The 19,541-nt window shown below is 74.2% G+C and carries 14 protein-coding genes; 7 read left to right on the top strand and 7 right to left on the bottom strand.

The annotated features are described in order from the left end of the window. Window position 1 precedes the first annotated feature (1 nt). On the bottom strand, window positions 2-205 hold the full coding sequence (locus Ae717Ps2_RS08140) for a hypothetical protein (RefSeq protein ID WP_060712618.1): 204 nt from the start codon (window positions 203-205) through the stop codon (window positions 2-4). A 48-nt stretch (window positions 206-253) separates the two neighbouring features. Further along, complete coding sequence (locus Ae717Ps2_RS08135; RefSeq protein ID WP_075305597.1) at window positions 254-1,168, bottom strand: SDR family NAD(P)-dependent oxidoreductase; 915 nt, start codon at window positions 1,166-1,168, stop codon at window positions 254-256. A gap of 97 nt (window positions 1,169-1,265) precedes the next feature. On the opposite strand from Ae717Ps2_RS08135, the gene Ae717Ps2_RS08130 reads away from it, so the two are divergent. Next, on the top strand, window positions 1,266-1,931 hold the full coding sequence (locus tag Ae717Ps2_RS08130) for a TetR/AcrR family transcriptional regulator (RefSeq protein ID WP_075305596.1): 666 nt from the start codon (window positions 1,266-1,268) through the stop codon (window positions 1,929-1,931). Window positions 1,932-1,973: 42 nt separating this feature from the next. On the opposite strand, the gene Ae717Ps2_RS08125 is transcribed toward Ae717Ps2_RS08130, so the two are convergent. The 3 genes from Ae717Ps2_RS08125 to Ae717Ps2_RS08115 all read right to left on the bottom strand — a co-directional run bounded on the left by Ae717Ps2_RS08125 (window position 1,974) and on the right by Ae717Ps2_RS08115 (window position 3,973). Next, entirely contained in the window at window positions 1,974-2,459 is a 486-nt protein-coding gene (locus tag Ae717Ps2_RS08125) for a MarR family winged helix-turn-helix transcriptional regulator (RefSeq protein ID WP_075311537.1), read from the bottom strand. 10 nt (window positions 2,460-2,469) lie between these two features. Continuing rightward, complete coding sequence (locus Ae717Ps2_RS08120; protein ID WP_083702296.1) at window positions 2,470-3,264, bottom strand: MBL fold metallo-hydrolase; 795 nt, start codon at window positions 3,262-3,264, stop codon at window positions 2,470-2,472. 142 nt (window positions 3,265-3,406) lie between these two features. After that, on the bottom strand, window positions 3,407-3,973 hold the full coding sequence (locus Ae717Ps2_RS08115) for a TetR/AcrR family transcriptional regulator (protein WP_075305594.1): 567 nt from the start codon (window positions 3,971-3,973) through the stop codon (window positions 3,407-3,409). A 90-nt stretch (window positions 3,974-4,063) separates the two neighbouring features. On the opposite strand from Ae717Ps2_RS08115, the gene Ae717Ps2_RS08110 reads away from it, so the two are divergent. From Ae717Ps2_RS08110 to Ae717Ps2_RS38140, 6 genes are all read left to right on the top strand, one after another. Beyond that, window positions 4,064-4,957 carry an alpha/beta hydrolase gene (locus Ae717Ps2_RS08110; protein WP_139318670.1) on the top strand — a complete coding sequence of 298 codons (894 nt, stop codon included), beginning with the start codon at window positions 4,064-4,066 and terminating at the stop codon, window positions 4,955-4,957. Then, the gene (locus tag Ae717Ps2_RS08105) at window positions 4,954-5,949 is read left to right on the top strand and encodes an amidohydrolase family protein (protein WP_233147487.1); all 996 of its coding nucleotides are present in this window, start codon (window positions 4,954-4,956) and stop codon (window positions 5,947-5,949) included. The genes Ae717Ps2_RS08110 and Ae717Ps2_RS08105 overlap by 4 nt, the downstream gene beginning before the upstream one ends. A 95-nt stretch (window positions 5,950-6,044) precedes the next feature. Further along, window positions 6,045-11,135 carry a SpoIIE family protein phosphatase gene (locus Ae717Ps2_RS08100; RefSeq protein WP_075333186.1) on the top strand — a complete coding sequence of 1,697 codons (5,091 nt, stop codon included), beginning with the start codon at window positions 6,045-6,047 and terminating at the stop codon, window positions 11,133-11,135. Between the two features lie 202 nt (window positions 11,136-11,337). After that, window positions 11,338-14,835 carry a carboxylic acid reductase gene (gene car / locus Ae717Ps2_RS08095; RefSeq protein ID WP_075333185.1) on the top strand — a complete coding sequence of 1,166 codons (3,498 nt, stop codon included), beginning with the start codon at window positions 11,338-11,340 and terminating at the stop codon, window positions 14,833-14,835. Window positions 14,836-15,055: 220 nt separating this feature from the next. Next, window positions 15,056-16,114: an acyl-CoA desaturase gene (locus Ae717Ps2_RS08090; RefSeq protein WP_083696118.1), complete on the top strand. Its 1,059-nt coding sequence runs from the start codon at window positions 15,056-15,058 to the stop codon at window positions 16,112-16,114. After that, complete coding sequence (locus Ae717Ps2_RS38140; protein WP_233147742.1) at window positions 16,039-16,326, top strand: RGCVC family protein; 288 nt, start codon at window positions 16,039-16,041, stop codon at window positions 16,324-16,326. The genes Ae717Ps2_RS08090 and Ae717Ps2_RS38140 overlap by 76 nt, the downstream gene beginning before the upstream one ends. A gap of 30 nt (window positions 16,327-16,356) precedes the next feature. Here the strand turns inward: Ae717Ps2_RS38140 and Ae717Ps2_RS08085 are convergent, their stop codons facing one another. Next, on the bottom strand, window positions 16,357-16,572 hold the full coding sequence (locus Ae717Ps2_RS08085; RefSeq protein WP_075305590.1) for a hypothetical protein: 216 nt from the start codon (window positions 16,570-16,572) through the stop codon (window positions 16,357-16,359). A gap of 267 nt (window positions 16,573-16,839) precedes the next feature. Next, the gene (locus tag Ae717Ps2_RS08080; protein ID WP_075305589.1) at window positions 16,840-19,530 is read right to left on the bottom strand and encodes a LuxR family transcriptional regulator; all 2,691 of its coding nucleotides are present in this window, start codon (window positions 19,528-19,530) and stop codon (window positions 16,840-16,842) included. Between the last annotated feature and the right edge of the window lie 11 nt (window positions 19,531-19,541).

Below are 19,541 nucleotides of genomic sequence, written 5' to 3'. Positions count from 1 at the left end.
GTCAGATCGCGCCGGTCAGCTCCCCGGTGACCACACGGCGCTCGTTCTCCGTCCGCCAGGCGCGGTAGTCGGCGTCGTCGGCGGCGGTGCCGATCCTGGCGATGCAGTCGGCGCAGAGGTCCGCGACCTGCAGCAGGCAGTCCCGGCCGCAGTCCCGGCACGCGACGAGCTCGGCGATGGGGTCGTTCACGGTCGCTCCGGACATGACCGCGAGCCTACCGAGGGCAGCCCGGTGACGCCGGTGTGGTCGGGTTCAGCGACCTGCCGCCGCCACGGGGAAGCTCACCCCGGTGAGCTCCTCCGACACGGTCCACAGCCGCTGCTGTACCGCATGGTCGTGCGAGGCATCGCTGGAGGAGACGAGCGTCGGGTATCCGCGGATCTCGCCTCGGCCGCCGGGGCCGTAGTACTGCCCGCCGAGTACGCCGGGATCCGTTGCGGCGCGGACGGTGGGGAGCGCGCCCATCTCGGGTGTCTGTGTGAGCAGTGGTGCCAGCCATCCCATGGGCACACGCAGTGCCGCGGGTGTGTTCCGGGCGAGTTCGGTGTTGGACACGCCGGGGTGGGCGGCGACGGCGAGCGTCGTGCCGTGGGGGGCAAGTCGTCGTTGCAGCTCGTAGGTGAACATCAGGTTCGCGAGCTTGGACTGGCCGTACGCGGCGGAGCGGCTGTACGAGCGTTCCCACTGCAGATCATCGAAGTGGATCGCTGCGCGGATGCGGTGGCCGGTGCTGCTGACGGTGACCACGCGGGAGCCGGGTACGGGCAGGAGCCGCTCCAGGAGGAGGTTGGTGAGGGCGAAGTGTCCGAGATGGTTCGTTCCGAACTGCAGCTCGAAGCCGTCGGCGGTGGTCTGCTTCGGTGTGTACATGACGCCGGCGTTGTTGATCAGAAGGTCGATCCGAGGGTAGGTCGCGCGCAGCTCGGCGGCGGCGATGGAGACGGACTCCAGCGATGTCAGATCGAGGGCCTGCACGCCGACGTCCCCGCCCATGCGTGCCGCGGCCTGCCGGCCCTTCTCGATGTCGCGTACGGCGAGGACGACCCGTGCTCCGTGTTCGGCGAGCATGCGTGCCGTCTCGAAGCCGAGGCCCACGTTGGCGCCGGTGACCACGGCGACCCGGCCGTGCTGGTCGGGGATGTGCTGTTCGGTCCAGGGCTGGTTCATGACGCTCCCTAAGAGACTGCCGGTCTGTTGCTCCGGAGACGCTAGGAGACCACCGGTCCCTTGTCAAGAGACTGGCGGTCTTTAGTAGGGTGCCGGGGTGGAGTTCCAACGAGCGCGCAGCGAGGAACAGCGAGAGATCCGGCGGACGGCGATCCTGGACACCGCTGCGGCGATGCTCCGGGAGATGCCCGTCTCGGACCTCGCGCTGAACGAGCTCAGCCGGCGCGTGGGCCTGGCGAAGTCGAACGTGCTGCGCTACTTCGAGTCCCGCGAGGCGGTGCTCCTCGAGCTGCTGGACAGGTTCTTCGGGGCATGGCTGTCCGAACTCGAGGAGCAGCTGGCGACCGGCGCCGACGGCCGGGAGGAGATGACGACACGAGCGCATCGGCTCGCCGATGTGCTCAGTCGGTCCCTGGCGGAGCAGAGCGTGCTCTGCGACCTCATCGCCGCCCAGGGCGGCGTTCTGGAGCACAACGTGTCCACGGAGGTCGTTCGACGGCACAAGCGGTCCTCGCTGGCCCGGTTGGCGACCATGCGCATGCTGGTGACCCGTTTCCTCCCCGAGCTCGACGACGGCGCACAGCGGTTCTGCTTCATGACCCTCGTGTCGGCCGGAGCACTGTCGACCTACGTTCCTCCACCAGCCGCCGTTCTCGCCGCCTACGCGGACGAACCGGAACTCGCCGTCGTGGAGCTCGACCTGAGAGCGACACTGCGAAGCGTGGTGCTGACGACGCTCCTGGGGGCGCTGCCCCGCACGTGAGCCTCGGAGGAGCTGCCGCGGACATCGATCGGTCGTCGCGGCTCAGATGCACGATCCCGGGTCGTCGGCGGTGGTGATGATGGCGTGGAGGACGGTGCGCAGGGAGGTGAGCGAGGCCGGGTCGATGTTCTGCACGGCGGCCTCCTCCGCGGCGGCGGCGTCGACGGCGATCTTCTCGCGACGGCGATCGCCGGCATCGGTGAGTGCGGGGATGCGAGCGCGCCGGTCGCGCGGGTCGACCTCTCGCCTGATCAGGCCCGCCTTCTCCAGCCGGTCGAGCTCCGCGACCATGGTCGTCTTGTCCACGCCCAGGGCCTGCCCGAGCTCGATCTGGGTGAGCCCCTGCGTCTTGTGGAGCGCACTGAGGACGATGTGGTCACGGAGGGTGAGTCCGTGCCGCGCGGCGGCGGCCCCCACCACGGTGTGCAGTCGTTGCGCCGCTCGGTGGAGGAGCCAGGTCAGCTCGGAATCGGGCCCCGGCCCGAGGGTGGGGCGCGAGTGGAGCGCTGAGTCGGAAGGCGGCTGCACCACTGCAGTCTCACGCACCGGCGGGCGCGACGGGGCCGGTCAGCCGAGGGAGAGAGTCGTAGGCGCCGACGTCGTGGGAGGGGACGATCCGCATCAGCCTGCTCAGCGCGATGCTGCGCTGCAGACCGAGCCTGACGGTGTCCGCGTCGACGTCGGCCATCCGCCGCAGCGGCCAGGGACGTTCGGCCCCGCGGGTGATGCCGTCGATCTGCCAGGTCAGATCGCCGATGAACGCGTACCGGTCGCCGTCGGGAAGGGTCACGAACACGACGACGGAGCCGCGGGTGTGCCCGGCGGCGAGGGCGACGACGACCGAACCGTCTCCGTGGACGTCGAAGCTCGCGGGGAAGCCGAGATGGGCGGGCCCGTCGAGGTCGTACTCACGGATCTCCAGGCCCGCGGACACGGCGCGGAAGACTGCTCCGTGAGGGTCGCTCCGCGCGTAGCGCAACTCCTCCCGGTTGATCCAGACCGGCACCCGGAGCGAGTCGAGACCGCTGACGTGGTCCCAGTGCACGTGGGTCACCAGGACACCCGCGAGGCGGGAGCGGTCGTAGCCGGCGTCGTCGAACTGCTGCGCGACCGTCCTGCCGAGTTCGAGGGGTGCCCGCTCCACTCGGGCGAGCATCCTCACGTGCTCACCGACGTGCGCACCGAAGCCGGCGTCGATCAGGAGATCGCCGTGCGGGTGGCTGACGAGGACGGCGGTCGCGGCGAACGCGCGCACGTCCCGGAAGGACCCACCGGTGACCGCGAGCGCGGCCCGGGTGCGGTAGGTCCCCGTCGGCAGCTGGTACAGCCTCATCGAGGCAGGGGGGGGTTCGCGACAGGGAGGGGATCGGTCCAGAACGCCGGCATCGTGACCATGGTCCCAGATAGTACCGACTCAGATCATCCTGACTCGGATTAGTTTCCTCGTCGCCTGTTCCCGGGCAGGCTCGGATCGCTCAGCCGTCCTCCAGGCCGGACAGGAACAGCTCCGCAGCCCGCTCGATCCGCCGCCGGTCACCCCCCGCGAGCAGGTCCAGCAGCAGACCACGGATCGTCGCGACCACCAGCGTGGCCCGGGACTCCGCCTCGTCCGGCTCGACGCCGGACCCCTGCGCCGCACGCAGCGACAGCGTCCACTCGGCGCCGATCCGGTCCAGGAAGTCCGCGAACGCCTCCGGCGACTGCACGGCCCGCCCGTAGACGGCGAAGAAGAGCCGGAACGTGGCCTCCCGGCGCGGGTCGGTGCTCCACTCCCACACCGCGCGCGCCGCCGTCGCGAGGCCCGCGCCCGGGCCGGCCAGTGTCGCCGTGCCCACGACCACGCGCTCGCGCAACCGCTCCAGGATCGCCTCCAGCATCCGCTCCTTGGTCCCGAAGTGGTGCACCAACGTCGTCGTCGACACGCCGAGCGCGGCCGCGACCGACCGGAACGACAGCTCCGTGAACACCTGCTCGGCCGCGTGGTCCACCGCCGCGTCCAGCAGCTCCGCGCGGCGCCGGTGGTCGACCGGTCGTCCCACCATCTCGCCCTCCCCTCGTCGGCTTGACTTTCTATCACGATCGTTCTACGAATAATTCCTAGCACAGTCGTTCTAGAAAGTTGGGTGACCTCGATGAGTCCCGTCCTGTCCGTCGCACCGGTGACGCTGCCCGCCCCGGACCGCGGTCCCGACCTGCAGCTGCGCGTGTCGGTCCCGGTCGGCGACGACCCCGTCCCGGTCCTGCTGTTCGCGCACGGCTTCGGGTCGTCGCTGCGCGCCTACGGCCCGCTCACCGACCACTGGGCGGCGAACGGGTTCGCGGTGATCCAGCCGACGTTCCTCGACTCGCGCACCCTCGGGCTCGCCCCGGACGACCCGCGCCGGCCGCAGCTGTGGCGCCACCGGGTCCGGGACATGACCCGGATCCTCGACGGGCTCGACACCGTCGAGGCCGCGGCCCCGGCCCTGCACGGACGCCTCGACCGCGACCGCGTCGTCGCCGCCGGGCACTCGTTCGGCGGGCAGACCGCGGGCATGCTGCTCGGCCTGCAGGTCCGCGACCCCGCCACCGGCGACGTCACCGATCTCTCCGACGACCGCGTGCGGGCCGCCGTCCTGCTGGCGACGGCGGGCCGGGGCGGAGACTCGCTCGCCCCCGGCGTGATCGAGCAGCTCCCGTGGCTGGACGCCGAGTTCTCCGCCATGGCCGGGCCCGCGCTCGTCGTCATGGGCGACGCCGACGCGAACCCGCTGACCACCCGCGGCCCGCAGTGGAGCGCGGACCCGTACCGGCTCAGCCCGCCCGGGAAGTCCCTGCTCACGCTGTACGGCGCCGAGCACTCGCTCGGCGGGATCCCCGGCTACGAGGCCGCCGAGACCACCGACGAGAACCCCAAGCGGGTCGCCGCCCTGCAGCAGCTGAGCACCGCCTACCTGTGCACCGCGCTCGATCCCGCCGATCCCGCGTGGTCCGAGGCGTCCTCCGCGTTCGCGGGCAGCCCCCTCGGCCGGATCGAGTCCCGGTGAACGCGCCCCCGACCACCCCGCGGATCGTCGCGCTGGAGGAGCACATGGCGACCGCCGACGTGCTCGCCGCCTGGCGCCGCCACGATCCCGACCTGACCGACCCGGTGCTGCGCTGGACCGTCGCCGGGACCGTGACGGCGCCGCTGCTCGACCTCGGCGAGGACCGGCTGCACGCGATGGACGTCGCGGGCGTCGACACCGCGGTGCTCTCGTTGACCACCCCCGGGCTGCAGAGCCTGCCCAGGGCCGAGGCCGTCGCGCTGCAGGGCCCGACGAACGACGTCATCGCCGACGCCGTGCGCCGCCGTCCCGATCGTCTCCAGGGCTTCGCCACGCTCGCCACACCCGACCCCGAGTCCGCCGCGCGTGAGCTCGGACGGGCCGTCACCGAGCTCGGGCTCGACGGCGCGATGCTGCACTCGCTCACCGACGGGGTGTTCCACGACGACCAGAAGTACTGGTCGATCTTCGAGGCCGCCGAGCACCTGCGCGCGCCGATCCACCTCCATCCCGCGGTCCCGCCGCCCGCGGTGACCGACGCCTACTACGACGGATTCGGCCTCCTGCGCACCGGCGGGCTCGGCTGGCACCACCAGACCGGTGTCGCGCTGCTGCGGCTCGTCCTGGCCGGAGTGTTCGACCGGTTCCCGGATCTGCAGGTCGTCCTGGGCCACTGGGGTGAGACCGTCCTGTTCTTCCTCGACCGCAGTGCCCTGCTGGACCGGGCCTCCGGGCTCGACCGCCCGCTGGCCGACTACGTGCGGGACAACGTGTTCGTGACTCCGGGCGGCATCGCCAGCCACCGCTACCTGCGGTGGAGCGCCGAGGTCGTCGGCATCGACCGGATCATGCACGCGACCGACTACCCGTTCAACGGACCCCACGACTTCGACGCCCGAGCCTTCCTCACCGAGGCCCCGCTCCCCGCGTCCGACCGTGCCCTCGTCGCGTCCGGCACCTGGGACCGGCTCCGCGCCGGCATCCGGCGGTAGGCCGACGACGCGTTCGGGTGGGCGCACGGTCCGGGCGCTCCCGCCCGTCGTCGGCTAGATTTCGTCGAGCTCCGACGGGGCGGGGAAAGAGGCACATGCGAGGCGACGACGACGCGGACGATCCGGGCCCGCGTCCGGCGGGGACCGACGGCCCACCCGGCCCGAACCGCGCTCCCGCACGCCCGGGTCCGCCGCCGGACCTGGTCAACGCCGCCATGGCAGCACACGACTGGTCCGCCCACCCGCTCGGCCCGCCCGAGCAGTGGTCGCCCGAGCTGCGCAGCGTCGTCCGGATGCTGCTCGACTCCCGGTTCTCGATGTGGATGGCGTGGGGCCCTGACCTCACGATGTCCTACAACGACGCCTACCGGCGCGACACGCTGCGCGACAAGCACCCGTGGGCGCTCGGCCGCTCCGCCCGCGAGGTGTGGGCCGAGGTCTGGGACGACGTCGGCCCGATGATCGCGTCGGTGCTCGCCGGCGGAGGGGCCACCTGGAGCGAGGACCTCCTGCTGTTCCTCGAACGCAGCGGCTACCTCGATGAGACCTACCACACCTTCTCCTACAGCCCGCTGCACGAGGACGGCGCCGTCGCGGGGATGCTCTGCGTGGTCACCGAGAACACCGACCGCGTGCTCAGCGAACGCCGCATGCAGACGCTGCGCGACCTCGCCGCCGACCTGGGGCCGACCCGGACCCGGGCGCAGGTGTACTCCGCGGCCGGGCGGGCGCTGGCCCGCAACCCGCAGGACCTGCCGTTCGCCCTGGTCTACGAGTTCACCGAGGACGGCGGGACCGGGCTGGTCGGCTCCACCGGCGTCGCGCCGGACGCGCCCGTGGCCGAACCGGCGGGCTGGCCGCTCGCCGCGGTGCGCGAGGGCGGCACGGCCGTGGTCGACGACCTCGCCGCCCACCTGCCGGAGCTGCCCCGCGGCGCCTGGGACCGGCCGCCGTCGCACGCCGTGCTGGTCCCGCTCGCCGGGGCGCAGGGCGAGACCCTGATCCGGGGCGCACTGGTCGTCGGACTGAACCCGTTCCGGCTGTTCGACGAGCGCTACCGGGCCTTCGTCGACCTCCTGGCGGGCCAGGTCGAGGCCGCGCTGGTCGCCGCGGGCGCCTACGAGGCAGAGCGTGAGCGTGCGGAGGCGCTCGCCGAGCTCGACCGCGCCAAGACCGACTTCTTCTCGAACGTCAGCCACGAGTTCCGCACGCCCCTGACACTGATCATGGGACCGGTCGAGCAGCTGCGCGACGCCCCGCCGGAGCCGGACCGGCTCGCCGCGGAGCTCGACGTCGTGCACCGCAACGCGTTGCGCCTCGGACGGCTCGTCACCACGCTGCTCGACTTCTCCCGGCTGCAGGCCGGACGGCTGCGCGCGACGTTCGAGCCCACCGACCTCGCCGCCTTCACCACCGAGCTGAGCAGCCTGTTCCGGTCGGCGATGGAGCGCGCCGGGCTGGACTACACGGTGGACTGTCCGCCGCTGCCCTGCCCGGTCCACGTCGACCGGGAGTCCTGGGAGAAGGTCGTCCTCAACCTGCTGTCCAACGCGCTGAAGTTCACCCTGGACGGCCGCGTCGCGGTCGCCCTGCGCGCCGACGGCGACAGCGCGGTCGAGCTGACCGTCGCCGACACCGGGGCCGGGATCCCCGCCGAGGAGCTGCCCCGGCTGTTCGAGCGGTTCCACCGCATCGCCGGCACCCGCGCCCGCTCGACCGAGGGGTCGGGCATCGGGCTCGCCATGACCCGCGAGCTGGTCACCCTGCACGGCGGGACGATCACCGCGGCGAGCACACCGGGCACCGGCACCACCTTCACCGTCCGGATCCCGACCGGCACCGCGCACCTCGATCCGGACCGCGTCGCCGACACCGCGTCCGGGAGCGCACCCACCGCGACGTCGGAGGCGTTCGTCGGCGAGGCGCTGCGCTGGCTGCCCGACCCGGCACCGGCCCCGGCACCCGTCCCGGCGAGCGTCGCGGGTCCGGACGCGCCGGCCTCCGCGGGCCGGATCCTCGTCGCCGACGACAACGCCGACATGCGGGAGTACCTGCAGCGGCTGCTGGCCGACCGGTACGAGGTCCAGCTCGTCGAGGACGGGAAGTCCGCGCTGACCGCGGCCCGGGAACGCCCGCCGGACCTCGTCGTCACCGACATCATGATGCCCGTCCTCGACGGCATGGAGCTGCTCGCAGCGCTGCGCGGGGACCGTCGGACGGCCGGGGTGCCGGTCCTGCTGCTCTCCGCCCGCGCCGGTGAGGAGGCCGCGATCGAGGGCCTGGGCGCCGGTGCGGACGACTACCTGGTCAAGCCGTTCTCCGCGGCCGAGCTCGTGGCCCGGGGCAACGCCCACCTGAAGCTGGGGCGGGTCCGCCGCGAGGCCGAGGCCCGGTTCACCGCGATGGCCGACCTGGCACCGGCCCTGATCTGGGTCGCCGACCCGGACGGCGCGCGGACCTACGTCAACTCCGGCTGGCAGGAGTTCACCGGCCGGGAGGCCTCCGCCGACCTCGACGACGGCTGGACCGACGGGCTGCACCCGCACGACCGGCAGCGCTACCGCAACCGGTTCTCCCGCGCGGTCGCGTCCGGGACGGGCTGGCAGATCGAGTACCGGCTCCGCCGCGCCGACGGCGCCTTCCGCTGGATCCTCGAGCACGCCGTCCCGCTGCACACCGACGCCGACGGGGCCGTGACCGGCTGGGTGGGCAGCGGCACCGACATCACCGTGCGCTACCGCGAGTCCGAACGCCAGGCGCTGCTCGCCCGGCTCAGCCGGGAGCTGGACACCGCCGAGGACGTCGACCACCGGCTGCGGCGCCTGACCGCCCTGCTCGTCGAGACCCGGCTGGCCGACGTGTGCACGGTCCGCCGCGTCGACGAGGCCGGGCAGCTCGTCCGCGCCGCCGGGGCCGCTCCGGACACCACGACCGAGGCGCTGCTCGACGAGCGCCCCGACGAGACCTCGTTCGGCCGGCAGGTGCTCGATGCGGGCGCCGCGGTCCTGTGGGACGACACCGCCCCCGGCGCGACGGTCCCGGGCTCGGCCATCCCGGCGCGCTCCGCGGTCGGGGTCCCGCTGACCGCGCGCGGCCGGACGCTGGCCGTCCTGGTCCTGGTGCGGGGCCCGCAGACCACGCCGTACGCCCCCGACGACATCGAGCTCGTCACCGACCTCGCCGACCGCGCCGCGCTCGCACTCGACAACGCGCTGCTGCTCGCGGACGAGCGGGCCAACGCCGACCGGCTGGCGCTGCTGCAGCAGGCCACCGCCGAGCTGTCGGCGGCCGCCGACCCGACCGAGGTGGCCCGGACCGTCGTCACCCACCTGCGGGCGCTGCTCGGCCCCTGCCGCATCGCGGTCTACGAGCTCGACCCGACCGCCCAGCACCTGCGGGCGCTGGCCCTGCACGACGTCGCCGACCCGCAGGCGTGGCAGGAGGTGCCGCTGAGCTCGCCGATCCCGGCCGCGGTGACCGCCCGCGAGGCCCGCGCGCTGTGGCTGGAACCGGGCACCGACTGGCGCGAGCGCCACCCGCAGACGGCCGAGCTGCTCGACCGCCTCGGCCACCTGACCGTCTTCACCCTCCCGCTGGTCACCGCCGCCCGCACCGTCGGTGTCATCGCGACCGCGTTCATGACGCCGCGGCCGCTGCCACCCAGCGAGCGCGCCACCCTGCTCGCCCTGACCGACCCGGCCGCGCAGGCCCTCGAACGCGCCCGGCTCTACCGCGCCGAGCGGGAGGTCGCGCACACCCTGCAGCGGACGCTGCTGCCCATCCGGCTGCCCGACCTCGACACCGTGGAGATCGCGGTGCGCTACCAGGCGGGCGCCGCGGGCACCGAGGCCGGCGGCGACTGGTACGACGTCGTCGACCTCGGCGACGGGCGGATCGGGCTGTCGGTCGGCGACGTCGTCGGGCAGGGCGTCGCCGCGGCCGCGGTGATGGCCCAGCTGCGCACCGTCCTCTCCGGCGCCGTCCGCCAGGGTCGCGACCCCGCGTCCGCGCTGGAGCTGCTCGACGAGTTCGCGACCTGGATCCCCGGCGCCCGCTACTCGACGGCGGCCTGCGTGGTCGTCGACCCCGGCCGCGGGGAGTTGCGCTGGGCACGGGCCGGACACCTGCCCGTGCTGGTCGTCGACGAGGACGGCGGCGGCTACCTCGCGGGCGGGCACAACCCCGTCCTGGGGATCCGCGGCCGGCCGGCCTTCCGCGAGGGGGTCGCCCCCATCGCCGCCGGGCAGACGCTGGTGCTCTACACCGACGGGCTCGTCGAGCGCCGCGGCGAGGTCGTCGACGACGGACTGGACCGGCTGGCCGGGATCGCCACCGAGGTGGCCGGGCTGCCGCCGGAGCAGTTCGCCGGGCAGATCATCGACCGGGCCCTGGCCGGCGCCGCGCACACCGACGACGCGGCGCTGGTCTGCGTCCGCGTCCTGCCGCCCGACATCGACCTCACCGTCCCCGGGTCCGCCCGGGAGCTGAGGGGCATGCGCCGCCGGGTCCGGCGCTGGGCCGACCAGGTGGGTCTGGGCGAGGACCTCGGCGACGACCTGGTCCGCGCGATCGACGAGGCCGCCGCCAACAGCGTCGAACACGGCTACGCCGGGTTCGACCCGCCCGGTGACGTCCGGCTCCACCTGGGCTACACGCCGTCGGGCGGGGTGAGCGCGTGCGTCTCCGACGACGGCCGATGGCGGCCGCCGCCGAGCGACCCCGGCCACCGCGGGCTCGGTCTGGCGATGATCCGGGCGATCGCGAGCAGCAGCGAGATCGAGCACACCGACGGCGGGACGGCGGTGCGCATGCGGATCGCCCCGACGGCCCGTCCCACCGCGCCGCACTCCGCGGCGGTCCACCGGCCGCGGGAGTCGGAGGACCGGCGGACCACCGTGCTGCGCGCACACGGACGCCGCGACGGGGTCGTGCAGGTGCTGCTCGACGGCGACCTCGACCTCGCCGGTGCCGGCGACGTGCGGGACCGGCTGCTGGAGCTCGCCGCGTCCGGGTCGGTCGACCTGGTCGTGGACGGCGCCGCCTACGTCGCGAGCAACGGCGCCGCGCTGCTCGCCGAGGCGGGCGACCGCGCGGCCGCCGGTGGGCACCGCCTGCGGATCACGGTGTCGCCCGGACCCGCCCGGCGGGCCCTGGAGCTCGTCGGTCTGGGGCCACTCCAGCCCTGATCACGGCCGTCGACAAGCGCTCTACGAAAAGCGCACGACGCGTGCTCAAACCACGAATGCTTGTGTCGCGCAAGCACATCGCGACGACGATCACATGGCCCAAGGTCGTTTCGCGGAGTAATACTTAGGAAAGCTAACCCCTGGTGGCCGTCCCTCCCGGACGGGCCGGAGGACGCGAACGGACGAGGAAGTGGGTGCCTGAGTGAACGTCACCGATCCGGAGGCCCGGGCCGAGCGCCTGGCGGCGGACCTCGACGAGAACGATCCGCAGTACCGGGCCGCGAGGCCCGACGAGACCGTCCGCGCGGCCGCACTCGGGGCGGGACCCGGTCTCGCCGCCGCGGTCGACCGCATCATGACCGGCTACGGCGACCGGCCCGCCCTCGCCCAGCGCGACACCGAGCCCTACACCGATCCCGCGACCGGCCGGACGGCCCTGCGGCTGCTGCCCAGCTTCTCCACCCTCAGCTACGCCCAGGCCTGGGAGCGGGCCCGCCGGCTCGCCACCGCCTGGGCGGCCTCCGGTGTCCGGCCGGGCGATTTCGTGGCGACGATCGGGTTCACCAGCACCGAGTACGCGACGGTGGACCTCGCCGTCGTCGCCCTCGGCGCCGTCGCGGTACCCCTGCAGCCCAGCTCGGCGCTGCCGCAGCTGCAGGCGATCGTCGACGAGACCGCCCCGGTCGTGCTCGCCACGAGCCAGGAGTACCTGGGCAAGGCCGTCGAGCTGGCCCGCGCCGCCGAGCGGACCCCACGCCTGGTCGTGTTCGACCACCACCCCGAGATCGACGACGAGCGCGAGGCCCTCGCCGAGGCCGCCGTCGCGCTGCCCACGGTGCAGACCCTCGACGAGGTCCTGGACGGCGCCGCGCAGCTCCCGCTCGCCCCGCTGCACTCCCCCGACGGCGACGACGACCCCCTCGCGGTCCTGATCTACACCTCCGGCAGCACCGGCGCCCCGAAGGGGGCGATGTACCCGCAGCGGGCCCAGTGGCGCGCCTGGAGCGGCCACGCGATGAGCCTGCCCGCCACCCGCCCGACGATCAGCCTGAACTTCATGCCGCTCAGCCACATGATGGGCCGTACGGTGCTGCTGAGCACGCTCGGCTCCGGCGGCATCGCGTACTTCGTCGCCCGGTCGGACCTGTCGACCCTGTTCGAGGATCTCGCGCTCGCCCGGCCGACCGAGTTCCACGTGGTGCCGCGGATCTTCGACATGCTGTTCCAGCTCTTCCAGTCCGAGCTCCACGCGCGTTCCGGTGACGGCGGGGACCCCGCCGCCGCCGAACGGGCCGTCCTCGACGACCTGCGCGAGCGGGTGCTCGGCGGCCGGATCCTGCGCGCACTCGTCGGCAGCGCCCCCATCTCCCCGGAGATGAAGGAGTTCGCCCAGGCCGTGCTCGGCGTGCCGCTGCACGAGGGCTACGGCTCCACCGAGTGCGGGGTCGTGCTCATCGACGGCGTCGTCCAGTCCCCGCCGGTGACCGCCTGGAAGCTGGTCGACGTCCCCGAGCTCGGCTACCACACCGACGACCACCCGCACCCGCGCGGTGAGCTCCTGGTGCGGACCGACGACATCTTCCCCGGCTACTACCACCGCCCCGAGGTCACCTCCTCGGTCTTCGACGACGACGGCTACTACCGCACCGGCGACATCATGGCCCAGGTCGGGCCGGACCGGCTCGTCTACGTCGACCGTCGCAACAACGTGCAGAAGCTCTCCCAGGGCGAGTTCGTCGCCCTGTCCAAGGTGGAGGCAGCCCTCACCCACGACCCGGCGATCCGGCAGGTCTTCGTCCACGGCAACAGCGACCGGCCCTACCTGCTCGCCGTCGTCGTCCCGTCGCAGGACCTGCTCGACCGCGTCTCCGACCCGCAGGAGCTGCACGGCGAGCTGACCGCGGCGGTGCAGCGCACCGCGCGCCGTGCCGGCCTCGAACCGTACGAGATCCCGCGCGACCTGATCGTCGAGCCGGAACCGTTCAGCATGGCCAACGGCCTGCTCTCCGACATCCGCAAGCTGCTGCGCCCGCGGCTGCGCGAGCGCTACGGCGAGCGGCTCGACCAGCTCTACGCCGAGCTGGCGCGCGCCGAGAACGACGAGCTGGCCGCGCTGCGGGCGAGTGGTGCCGACCAGCCGGTGCAGGAGACGGTGATCCGCGCCGCCCGGGCGCTGCTCGGCGCCTCCAGCACCGAGGTCACGCCGGACGCGACGTTCCTCGACCTGGGCGGCGACTCGCTGTCGGCGCTGAGCTTCTCGAACCTGCTGCACGACGTGTTCGGCGTCGAGGTCCCGGTCGGCGTCGTCATCAACCCGGCCGGTGACCTGCGGTCGGTCGCCGCGCACATCGAGCGGCTGCGCGACGGCGACGCCGTCCCGACCCCGGCGAGCGTGCACGGACCCGACGCCGTCGAGATCCGGGCGGAGCACCTGCGCCTCGACGCCTTCCTCGACCCCGCCACCCTCGCCGCCGCCCCCGGGCTGCCCGCGCCGGCCGCGGGCGAGCCGCGGACCGTGCTGCTCACCGGGGCCACCGGCTTCCTCGGCCGCTTCATGTGCCTGGACCGGCTCGAACAGGCCGCGCGCACCGGCGGCACCGTGGTCTGCGTGGTCCGCGGTTCCGACGACGCCGCCGCCCGCCGCCGGCTCGACGAGACCTTCGACTCCGGCGACCCGGAGCTGCTGCGTCACTACCGCGCGCTCGCCGAGGAGCACCTGGAGGTCCTCGCGGGCGACCTCGGCTCGCCGCGGCTCGGACTCGACGAGCCGACCTGGGAGCGGCTCGCCTCCGAGGTCGATGTCGTGCTGCACCCCGGTGCGCTGGTCAACCACGTGCTGCCCTACGGCCAGCTGTTCGGCCCGAACGTCGTCGGCACCGCGGAGGTCGTGCGCCTCGCGCTCACCACCCGGCTCAAGCCGGTGGTGTACCTGTCGACGATCGGCGTCGCCGACCAGATCCCGGCGGGCTCGTTCGCCGAGGAGACCGACATCCGCGAGATGAGCGCGGTCCGCCACGTCCACGACGGCTACGCCAACGGCTATGCCATGAGCAAATGGGCCGGCGAGGTGCTGCTGCGCGAGGCGCACGACCTGTGCGGGCTGCCGGTCACGGTGTTCCGGTCGGACATGATCCTGGCCCACACCCGCTGGGCCGGGCAGCTCAACGTGCCGGACGTGTTCACCCGGCTGATCGTCACCCTGCTCGCGACCGGGCTGGCCCCGGCGTCGTTCTACGAGCCGGGCCCCGACGGGGGCCGGGCCCGCGCGCACTACGACGGGCTGCCGGTCGACTTCAGCGCCGCCGCCGTCGACGGGATCGGTACCGACGGCTCGGCCGGGTTCCGCACCTTCCACCTGTTCAACCCGCACGACGACGGCATCTCGCTCGACACCTTCGTCGACTGGCTGGTGGAGGCGGGCCACACCATCACCCGTCTCGACGACTACGTGGAGTGGCGCGACCGGGTCGAGACCGCACTGCGCGGGCTGCCCGAGCAGCAGCGCAAGCACTCCCTGCTGCCGGTGCTGCGCTCCTACGACAAGCCGGCCGACGCGGTGCCCGGCAGCGCGGCGCCGACGGCGGCGTTCCGGGCCGCGGTGCAGGCGGCCCGGCCGGGCGGCTGGACCGACATCCCGCACCTGGACCGGGCGCTGATCGAGAAGTACGCCGCCGACGTGCGGCTGCTCGGCCTGGTCTGACCGGGACCGTGATACACGGTGCGGCTCCACCGATTGCCGGGGGTCGCACCGTGTGTCACGGTACGGGAGCGTGACCGTGCCGTCCGTGGCGCGGTTCCTCCCCTGGGGCGACCGGCCGGGTCCCGTGGTCGCCCCGACCCGGCGGCTCGTTCCGACGCGTCGGCCGCGCGGTCGTCAGGACCGCCCGCCACGTGTCCCGAGGGCCGACCGGAGCACACGCATGACGACGTCCCCACCCGCGGGCACGCCCGCCCACCCCACCCCTGCGGCGACCGCGGGCGGGTTCGGTGAGCTCGCCACCCTGGTCTCCGACGCCGGCCTGCTGCGCGAGGCCCGCCGCCCCTACCTGCTGCTGTTCGCGGCGAACGCCGTCCTGCTCGCCGGCGGCGTCGCCGCGTTCGTATGGCTCGGGCCGTCGTGGTGGCAGCTGCTGCCCGCGGTGTTCTTCGCGGTCGTGACCACGCAGCTGGCCTTCATCGGCCACGACGCGGGCCACCGCCAGATCTTCGCCGGCCGGCGCGCCAACGACGTCGTCGGCCACCTCCACGGTGGGCTGGTCGGGCTGAGCTACGGCGCCTGGGTCACCCAGCACACCGCCCACCACGCCCATCCCAACCACGCCGACGACGACCCGGACATCGACATCCCGTTCCTCGCCTTCAGCCCCGAGCAGGCCGCCGCCGCACGCGGGCCGGTCCGGTGGATGATCGGCCACCAGGCCTACCTGTTCCTCCCGCTGCTGTTCCTGGAGGGCTGGAGCCTGCACGTCACCGCCGTCCGGGCGGTCGTCCGTCGTCAGGTCCCCCGCCCGCGGCTGGAGGCGGCGCTGCTCGTCGCGCACGCGGTCGGCTACCTGGGCGCGGTGTTCTGGGTGCTCGACCCGCTGCAGGCGGTCGCCTTCGTCGTCGTCCACCAGGGGCTGTGGGGCGTGTACATGGGGCTGGCGTTCGCGCCGAACCACAAGGGCATGCCGGTCGTCCCGGCGGGCCTGCGTCTGGACCACCTGCACAAGCAGGTGTCGACCTCGCGCAACGTGCTCGGCGGTCGGGTGCTCGACCTCGCGATGGGCGGCCTGAACTACCAGATCGAGCACCACCTGTTCCCGCGGATGCCGCGCCCGCACCTGCGTCGCGCCCAGCCGGTCGTGCAGGCGTCCTGCGCCGCCCACGGCCTGCCCTACACCCGCACCGGGCCCCTGCGGTCCTGCGCCGAGGTCCTGCGTCACCTGCACGCGGTCGGTGCCCCGCTGCGCCGCCCCGCCGGGCCGCCGGCCACCTGACCCGCCCCCGGGTCCGCTCGGGGCAACCTCCGGAGGAGGACCACCAGCATGGACGACCGGCACCCGCCCCCGACACCGACGACACCCGCCCCGGCGACCTCTGCCCCGTCTGCCCGCACCGCTGGGAGGACCACGACGCGATCGACCGAAGGTTCTGCTCGGCGAAGATCGCGGGCGGGTCCTCGCAGGGGTGCGTCTGCCGGAAGGGGTGACCGGGCCGCGCCGTCCCGCCGTCGGGGCGGCTACGCCGCCACCAGCAGCTGCTGCCCCGGCGCCCGGAGCGGGTCGGCACCCGCGCTCACCAGTGTCACGCCGTCGGGCAGCCCGGCCTGCCGGGCTGCCCGACGGCGGCGGCGGAGACCCTGGTACCGAGGCCCGGCGGGCAGGACCTCGGTCGCGAGGCGTTCGATGGCGGCGAGCACCGCGTCGCGCTCGCCGGAGGACTCCACGTGCAGCACCCGCCCGGCCCCGCTCCCCCGGACGAGGTCGACGAGGCGCCGGACACCGGCGCCAGCCCGGTGAAGGAGGCGAGGACCAGCCCGAGCTCGTCGGGCAGCCCGCTGGGCCACCGTTCGATGCCGGTGCCGAGCACCTCATGGTCCATCATCGGCCCGGCCCGACCCGGCCGACGCCAGCCGGACTCTGCCCGGGGAAGCGGTGGGTGAACAGCATGACGCCGAAGGAGGGAGCAGCCACGCCTTGACCGTACCGGATGTCGTTGTCGATTAGAGCGAACCGTGCCCGGGGTCGGGCCGGGCGAGCCGGTCGTCGTTGCGCCGGGCGATGAGCTCGGTACGCGAGCGCACGCCGAACTTCGCGTAGATCCGCGTCAGGTGGTACTGCACGGTCTTCGGCGACACGTGCAGCTCCGCGGCGACGTCGCGGGTCGACATCCCCCGTGCGACCAGGGCCTCGACGGCCGACTCCTGGGGCGTCAGGTCGACCGGTGCCCGCTCGTCGCGACCGGCGCCGACCCCGCCCGCCCGGAGCTCGCGGTCGCAGCGGTGGACGTGGACGGTCGCTCCGAGCGCGTCGAAGTGCTCGCGCGCGATCAGCAGGGACGTGTCGGCGTCGCGCCGCTTGCCCGCACGCCGCAGGGTCTGGCCGTAGGCGAGGTGGATCCGGGCCAGGTCGTAGCGCAGCGCCATGCCGTCGATCGCCCGCACCGCTGTCTCGAAGGCCTCCGTGGCCGCGTCGACGTCCCCGTGCGCGCCGTGCCACCGGCCCCGGGCGGCGCCGAGCCGGGCCAGGGTCGACCGGTGCCCGCGCCGCGCCGCGAGGGCCTCGTGCCGGTGGAGGACGGTCTCCGCCTCCTCGAGCCGACCGGTCAGCACGAGGGCGTTCGCGTAGACGTCGGCCCACGGCCACCAGCCGGGCTCCCGCAGACACCCGTCGGAGCCGGACCTGTCCAACGGCGCGAGCACCCGGACGACCCGCTCGTAGTCGGCGGCGGACTCCGCGATGTGGGCCCGGGCGAGGACCGCGGGCACCCGCATGATCTCGTAGGCGGCCCCGCCCGCCTCACTGCGCCGCGCGGCGCGGTCGGCCGCCGCGGTGTCGCCCCGCAGCGAGTGGACCTGGGCCGCCGTCCACTCGATCAGCGGCATCGTGAGCAGGATCCCCGTGCGCTCGCCGAGGGCCCGGCCGCGGTCGGCCGCCGCGAGCGCCCCGTCCCAGTCCCCACCCAGGAACCGGGCACGGGCCAGCCAGCCCCATGCCCACAGCGAGATGCGCGACGATCCGCCCAGCAGGGTGGTGGGCGTCGCTCCCTCGAGCTCCAGCCGCGCCTCGTCCAGGTCGTCGGTCACGACCGCCAGCCAGCCACGGCCCATCGTGACCCGTTGGTGCTGCGCGCCGTGCCGGATCTGCTCGGCGGCCCGGTCGTAGGACCGTGCGGCGCCCACGGGATCGCCCGACGCCGCCTGCCCGAGCCCCCGGATGGCCGCCGCCTCCACCGCGGCCGGGGACCCCGGCTCGGCGTGCTCTCCGACGCGGTCGGCCCACTCGACGATCTCGGCTCCGCGGCAGTGCGCGAGGGCGTGGAGGACGTGGCGCTGAGCCACCAGGGCCGCGGTCGCCGGGTCGGAGCGCGGATCGACCAGCTCCCACGCCCGTCCGAGCCGGACCCCCGCCTCGGCGGCCTTGCCCTGCACGATGGCGAGATAGCCGAGCACGGCGTTGCGCAACGGTGTGTCCCGCTGGCCCTCGACGGCCGGGATCAGCGCCTGCGCGTCGAGGACCTGCCCGGCGCCGACCATCGCGTCGACCGACCGGGTGAGGTGGTCCTCGCGGTCGACGCGCGCGTCGGCGAGACGGCTCGCGTCCAGCAGGAGACCGGCGACCGAGCTCCACCGGCCCTGGGCCGCCGCGTCCGCGGACAGCGCGTCGAGCCGGTCGGCCAGCTCGGGGTCGCGCCCGGTGGTCGCCGCGGCGAGGAGCCGGAGACGGCGTTCCGGGGAGTCGACGAGGTCGGCGGCGGCACGCCGGAGCGCGGCCGCGCGCGCCGGCCCCACCGAGTCCAGGACCGCGGCCCGCACCATCGGGTCAGGTGGGCTCACCCGCGGGCCGAGCTGCCCCCCGGCGCGGACGACGAGACGGGCGTCGGAGGCCTCGCCCAGCGGTTCCAGGACCTCGTCCAGACCTGCGACCCGGGCGGCCTCGTGCAGTTCCACCCGCTCGCCGAGGACCGCGACGGCCTCGACGAGCGCGCGGGCGCCCGCGCCGATCCCGGCCAACCTCGCACGCACGGCCGTCGACGTCGCCGCCGGCGGCGGGAGCCGGAGGAACGGGTCGGCCCAGTCCTCGGCGTCCACCTCGGTGAGCAGGGCGACGACGTGCCGGGGCGTGCCCCGGGTGTGGCGCCGCAGCCGTTCGGCGGCCGGCGCCGTGAGCGGGCGGCCGAGATCGGAGGCGATGGCGCCGATGCTGCGCGCGTCGAGCGGGTCCAGGCGCACGGTGTGCTCGACCCGGGCCAGGAGGTCGTGCTGCTCGGCCCCCGCCCGCAGGGGGTCCACGGCCAGCACCACCAGGATCGCCGTGCGCGCATGGTGGGCGACCAGCGTGCTCAGGGCCTGGAGGGACGCCACGTCGGCCGCGTGGGCGTCGTCGACGACGACCAGGCCGCCGTCGCGGCCGATCCGGTCCGCGAGCTGCCCGGCGATCTCGAACGGTGTGGCCCGCGCGTCGATCCCCTCCGCCAGCTGGGAGACGACCCCGCCCGCCCGGGACCGTTCCCAGGGCGCCGCGCGTGCCCGCAGGACCACACCGTCGGTCGCGCGGACCAGCGCGTCGAGAACGGTGGTCTTCCCGTAGCCCGAGGGCCCGGTGAGGACGACCGTGCACGCCGGGCCGGTGGCGGTCGGGCGGTACGCCGACAGCCGGTCGACGACGGCGTCGCGGCCGGAGGGGGACGTCATGCCCCCATCCT

It is taken from the genome of Pseudonocardia sp. Ae717_Ps2 (assembly GCF_001932475.1).
Taxonomy (GTDB): Bacteria; Actinomycetota; Actinomycetes; order Mycobacteriales; family Pseudonocardiaceae; genus Pseudonocardia.
The sequence above is the reverse complement of the archived record's forward strand: the minus strand, read 5'-3'. Positions and strand labels throughout refer to the sequence as shown.